This is a genomic window from uncultured Rothia sp. (genome assembly GCF_937976295.1).
Classification (GTDB): domain Bacteria; phylum Actinomycetota; class Actinomycetes; order Actinomycetales; family Micrococcaceae; genus Rothia.
The window spans coordinates 1-5155 of record NZ_CALJRY010000103.1 but is presented as its reverse complement, the minus strand read 5'-3'; the positions used below and the strand labels follow the sequence as shown (position 1 = coordinate 5155).

The 5155-nt window shown below is 59.6% G+C and carries 5 protein-coding genes, 1 tRNA gene and 1 pseudogene; 6 read left to right on the top strand and 1 reads right to left on the bottom strand.

All coding sequences use genetic code 11. The features are described 5' to 3' along the window. Positions 1-732: a histone acetyltransferase gene (locus Q0216_RS02695; RefSeq protein WP_298592724.1), complete on the bottom strand. Its 732-nt coding sequence runs from the start codon at positions 730-732 to the stop codon at positions 1-3. 87 nt (positions 733-819) lie between these two features. On the opposite strand from Q0216_RS02695, the gene Q0216_RS02690 reads away from it, so the two are divergent. From Q0216_RS02690 to Q0216_RS02665, 6 genes and pseudogenes are all read left to right on the top strand, one after another. Beyond that, positions 820-892, top strand: a tRNA-Lys gene (locus Q0216_RS02690). 169 nt (positions 893-1061) lie between these two features. After that, positions 1062-1571 carry an asparaginase domain-containing protein gene (locus Q0216_RS02685; protein WP_298592722.1) on the top strand — a complete coding sequence of 170 codons (510 nt, stop codon included), beginning with the start codon at positions 1062-1064 and terminating at the stop codon, positions 1569-1571. Between the two features lies 1 nt (position 1572). Then, positions 1573-2289 carry an amino acid transporter gene (locus tag Q0216_RS02680; protein WP_298592720.1) on the top strand — a complete coding sequence of 239 codons (717 nt, stop codon included), beginning with the start codon at positions 1573-1575 and terminating at the stop codon, positions 2287-2289. A gap of 218 nt (positions 2290-2507) precedes the next feature. Then, positions 2508-3311 carry an organic solvent tolerance protein OstA gene (locus Q0216_RS02675; RefSeq protein WP_298592719.1) on the top strand — a complete coding sequence of 268 codons (804 nt, stop codon included), beginning with the start codon at positions 2508-2510 and terminating at the stop codon, positions 3309-3311. Positions 3312-3420: 109 nt separating this feature from the next. Next, on the top strand, positions 3421-4014 hold the full coding sequence (locus Q0216_RS02670; protein WP_298592718.1) for a multidrug DMT transporter permease: 594 nt from the start codon (positions 3421-3423) through the stop codon (positions 4012-4014). Positions 4015-4330: 316 nt separating this feature from the next. After that, positions 4331-5155 (top strand): annotated as a pseudogene (locus Q0216_RS02665) (ABC transporter permease); the annotation flags it as partial.

The window sequence follows — 5155 nt, the reverse complement described above, 5'->3', positions numbered from 1 at the left end:
TCAGCCTCCGAAGCCCCCGTTAGCCTGCTGACTAGCCTCAACGGCGCGTAGCTGGGCGGCGACCGCCTCCAAGTCGTGCGCGATCTGCTCCATCTGCTGAGCCTGACGCGGCAGGCGAGCACGACGCTCCACCGCCTCACGCTTTACCTCGTGGCTACCTGGAACCGCACCATCCTGCCCTGCAGAGCGCGCATAGTCGGTGCGAATACCCAACGCCACCACGTGCGCAAACGCCGCGCAACGTTCCATCGCAATATCCACGTCGCCGGTGTACAGGCCCGCCAGAATCTCATCAATCGTGCGGACCACCTCGTCGGCACCCGGCGGGTCGGGAACACCCGCCACCACGTGCGAACGGTAATCCTCCGCCATGCCCAGCTCAAAAGCACGGCTCACCCCGCGCGGTGAACGATGCACCACATCCCGCAGCCAATACATGCGCCACAGCGCACCCGGCAGGGAGTGGGCGCTCGCGTGCGACCAGAGCTCGGCGAGCATCTCAATGCCGTAGTCGTCGGTGAAGCTAACGAGCCGCTCGGTCATCTGCTCGTCGGTGCCGCGTCCGCGCATCAGCAGGATGCGTGCGGAGGCGTGTGCCGCCTCTTCGCGTGCGGCGGGGTCCATGCCGCCTTCGTGGCGTTCAAATTTCTCGGCGGAGTAGAGGACGGGGCGGTGGTGGGTGCGGTAACGTGCGCGCCCGGAGGCGCCGGTTGATGCTGCGGGTGTAGACATAGGATTTCCAAGTGTACCGTTCATCGGCTGGGAGCCGGTAGTGTATAGTATTTCTATCTGCACACTTTCAGTTTTGTGTGGATAGGAGCGCCTTTAGCTCAGTCGGTAGAGCTACGGACTTTTAATCCGCAGGTCGTGGGTTCGAGCCCCACAGGGCGCACTAGCCGACCCGTCGCCTCCCGCTTTGCGGGGGTCGGCGGGTTTTTGCGTCTTCACCCTCATGTGCGGGGTTTTACCCCGTGTTTATCCCGTGTGGTGGGGCGTATCTTGCCGGGTTGGCCTGGCAGGTTTGATTCGTGTACGTTGACCCGAAAAGATGAGGAAACCCCGTGAGCGTCACCATTAAGAACCCCGAAGAAATCACGATTCTTGCCACCGGCGGCACGATCGATAAGTTCTACTCGGTGGCGGGCACCATGGATATTGGTGAGCCTGCCGCTAAGGACCTGCTGGACCGCGTCATCACTGACGTGCGTTTCGATATTCGCCCGCTGATTGGCAAGGACAGCCTGGACATGACCGATGAGGATCGTGCCGAGCTGACCGAGGCGCTGAACGCTGTCACTAACGACCAGGTGCTCATCACTCACGGTACCGACACCATGCCGGAGACCGCCCGCTACCTGGTGGAGCACGCTGACCTGGGCGAGAAGGTTGTGGTGCTGACCGGTGCGATGCAGCCCGCCGTGATGGCCCGTTCGGATGCCGGCTTCAACCTGGGTGCCGCTATTGCCGCCCTGAACCTGCTGGAGCCGGGCGTGTACATCAGCATGAGCGGTCGTATTTTCCCTGCTGAGAGCGTGCGTAAGGACCGTTCTCGCGGTATTTTTGAGGGCTAAGATGGCTGAATCTGCTCGTATGCGTCGGGGCAAACCGGCTTCTGCTGCTGAGCTTGCGCCGGTGGCGGGTTCTTCGGATCTTGTGCCGCGGGAGCGTATGTCTCAGGCGCAGCTTATGCAGCTGCAGGCTATGGAGGAGCTGGAGCAGCAGGCTGAGGAGTTCTGGAATGTCGCCAGTGATTACCCACTGCCGGCTAAGAACCTGTACCTGGTGCGTGTGCTGCTGCTGGTCGTGCCCTCGCTGATTATTGTTTATTACTTCATTCGCGTCTCGCTTTTCCCGATTGGTGCGGTGCCGCTGGTCTACCTGGTGATGCATACATGGCTTGCCATGATTTACCGGGCGAACCGTTCGGTGAAGCTGGTGTTGCTGGCGAATGTGGCATCCGGGGTCGCGGCGACGATTATGACGGCGTTCTTTGTCTATATGCTTGTGGCGGTGAGGGGCCCGCAGATTCTGCTGGACCGTGTGGGTATGTTCTATACGGTGGGCCTGCTGACGGTCGTGGCGTCCTTCGCGTTGGAGCTCCTGTTCTCGCTGTTTTATAGTTTGGCGGTTCGTAGGAGCTTGCGTTTGACGCGACAGAAGCAGAACTCGGAGCAGCAGAGCTCAGAAGAGCAGAAGGCTGAGGAACCAAATCCAGAGAGGCCGAATACTGAGGAGTCGAACGCCGAGGAGTTGAACGCGGAGGCTTCGCGTGTAGCCGAGCAGAGCTAACGCGCCCCAACGAGTAACGTGCACCGATGGGAGGAGACCCTCCCGCATCCGCGCCTCTGACGGGTAATATCTGACGCGGTGATGACGCGGTGATGACGGGGCGATAAGCGGCGGTGTGACACGCTCTCAGCGGTGCCCAGCCACTGCTCAGATTCCCCTAAAGTACGCGTGATACGGTAGAGACAGAAACATGACCCGCACCTGCCAGGAGGCCACCCATGGGCGCTACACACCTGAACACAGATGCCGCTTCATCCGCAGAACACCCGGATGAAGATATCAGTGTGCAGACTCGCTATCAGGCGCCTATCCGCCACGCTACTCCTGCCACGCCGGAGGTGTCCGTTCCGCTGAACGTGCCGCCGATGGTGACTGGTTCGCATCCGGTTATTTCAGCGACTTCTACTGTCATCATTCAGGATGGTACGAACCCGCCGATTGTGGTGCGTACGCACCCGACGGGTCCTCTACCGCCGTTCCCGGGGCAGGGTCAGTTACCCGCTTTTCTGCGCACCTACACCGCTGATGAGGTGAAGGAACGCAAGCAGAAGCTCAAGAAGAACCTCCTAGTCCGCGCCGTTATTCTGAGTATTTTGATTCTGGTTGAGGGTCTCATTATTTCTCAGTACACGCAGCCGTTGGCGATTTGCTTCGGTCTGGTGGCGGCACTCTACCTGGTGGTTCAGATGTGGCCGCTGATACGCCCTCCGCATGATTCGGCGGACGCCTCCGTGTATAGCGTTTGGGCTATCTGCTCCCTGATTGGGTTTGTTGCGGTGGGCTTGGTACTTTCACCGATTACGTTCCTGCTGCTGATGCTCGACTGGGCTGGGGTTTCGATGGGTCTAGACCCCCTGCTGATACTTGTTGTCTTGGGCCTGGTCTGGTTGAGCGAGGTCGGTTTATCGTTGCTGACCATTTACCGCTTCAATAACTTGCGAATTGCGATGGCGAACCAGGCAGATTCTCCGTCGCTACCTGACAGTATTTCTGCGACGGTTGACCCGTCCACTTTTGCCTAAAGTTTTTGAGACGGCGCGGTAGACAAACGCCGCGCCGCCACACACTCACACCACACACTCGCTCATACGTTGTCCGCACACTATCAGCCGATATCCGAAAGATTCAGCTATGTCCGCCGTCGAGTCCTCTCCGCCATCTGCTCCGAACACCACGCATCCTACGAAACCTGCCGCCCCAACTCTGGTGTCTGTGGCGGGTTGGGTTCTGTTCGCTATTGCTGTGGGCTGGTTGGTGCTGATTGCGTACACGGGTGTTACGTATGCGACGACGCAACTGGCGCACCTGTCCACCTGGCGCGCCCAGTCGCTGGTGGATGCGCAGGCGTACTACCCGGTGCTTTTTCTGATGGTCAGCGCGTTCGGTAACGTGGCCCTGCATGCCTTCTGCACGGTGGCGTATCTGCGTGGTTACCGGTGGGCGGCGTTGGTGCTGTCGGTGGCGTTGGCGTTGGGCGTGTTGGCTTCTTTGCTGATTATGCTGACGGTGGCGGCTCTTCTGGGCACGTTGAATGGTGCGCCGAGCCAGGATGTTGAGCTGCTGCTCAGTAGTGATTCGCCGCTGTACACGCCGGTGTATGTGGCTGGCCCGTACATGCTGGTGTGTGTTGTGGCGTTGGCGTTGGTGTGGTCGCGCCAGTCGCGTTCTTATATGGAGGCGCGCCGTGATTGGCGGGTGCGCCGCGGTGAGGATTACCTGATCTAGCTCTATAGGTTCTGGCCGCGGGTCCTGCGGGGCCCGGACCTGCAGCTCACCGATAACTTTATTCAACCAGCCTTTATTCACCCAACCACTATTCACCCAACCACAGTTAGGATGACTCGTGCACCCTACTTCCGAACCCCCTACTTCCGAACCTGCGCACGAACCCTCATCGCAGACCAACCCCGGCGCCACCAAGCGCACATATGATGAGAGGGCGGCCTTTGAAGAGGCGAAAAGAAACCTCGGCATAATTGGCGAGAAGGAGCAGGAATATAACCGGGGACTGGAGCTTCTCGGTAAAGCCTATTCCATCGGTATGACGCTCATTCTGGTGTATTTCCTCCTGGACGCGTACCAGATTCTTATTACTGCGGGTCGTAGCGTGAACATCGGCTCGTTCCTTGGTTATGCCCTGCCGAAGGTTCTGCCCGACGCTATCTTGGTGGTGCCGTTCCTCTGGATTGTTCTGGGGTGGGTCAAAGACGGGTACATTAATCCGCGCCGCCTGACGATGCTGTACCTTCTGCTGTGCTTTGTGAGCGGTGTGCTCTCTTTCGCCGGTGTTTTTGGTCTGTCTCAGGTGCTTTTCCCTGCGTTCACTGCTTTGGACCCCGCATCGCATCCTGCTGCCGCTTCGTCTATCGTGACGCAGGTTCTGGTTGCGATCATTACGGCGGGTAGCGCTGTTCTCATGTTCCTGCTGACTCGCCCGGCAGTGGGTGCGGTTCCGAGCTTTGCGGTGATTCGGAAACAGATGAGGGTTATCGAGGAGAGCAGGTCGGGGGCTGAGGATGAAGAGCTGACTCGCGAGGATGTTCTTCGTCAGCTTGAGAAGGAAGAAGGCCCGGTCAAGGACTCTACCGAGCAGTTGCTACGTGAGCTTTCTGCCGATTATGCACTCTCGAATGATCCGGTGGAGAAGAACCGTCTGCTGGATGAGATACAGCAGGTTCAGCGCGCCCAGAAGGCGGGCGTAAAGCCCAATCGCGGCGGCGCCTCCGCAGGGGAGGCGGATAAGCCCAACAAGCAAGCACACGAGGGCGCGAATACTGCTGGCCCCACCGCCCCTGCCGCGACTACCACCTCTGCCGCCCCTGAGGTGGTGCTCCCGCCGCAGCCGAAGGCGCTGCGCGGCGTCATG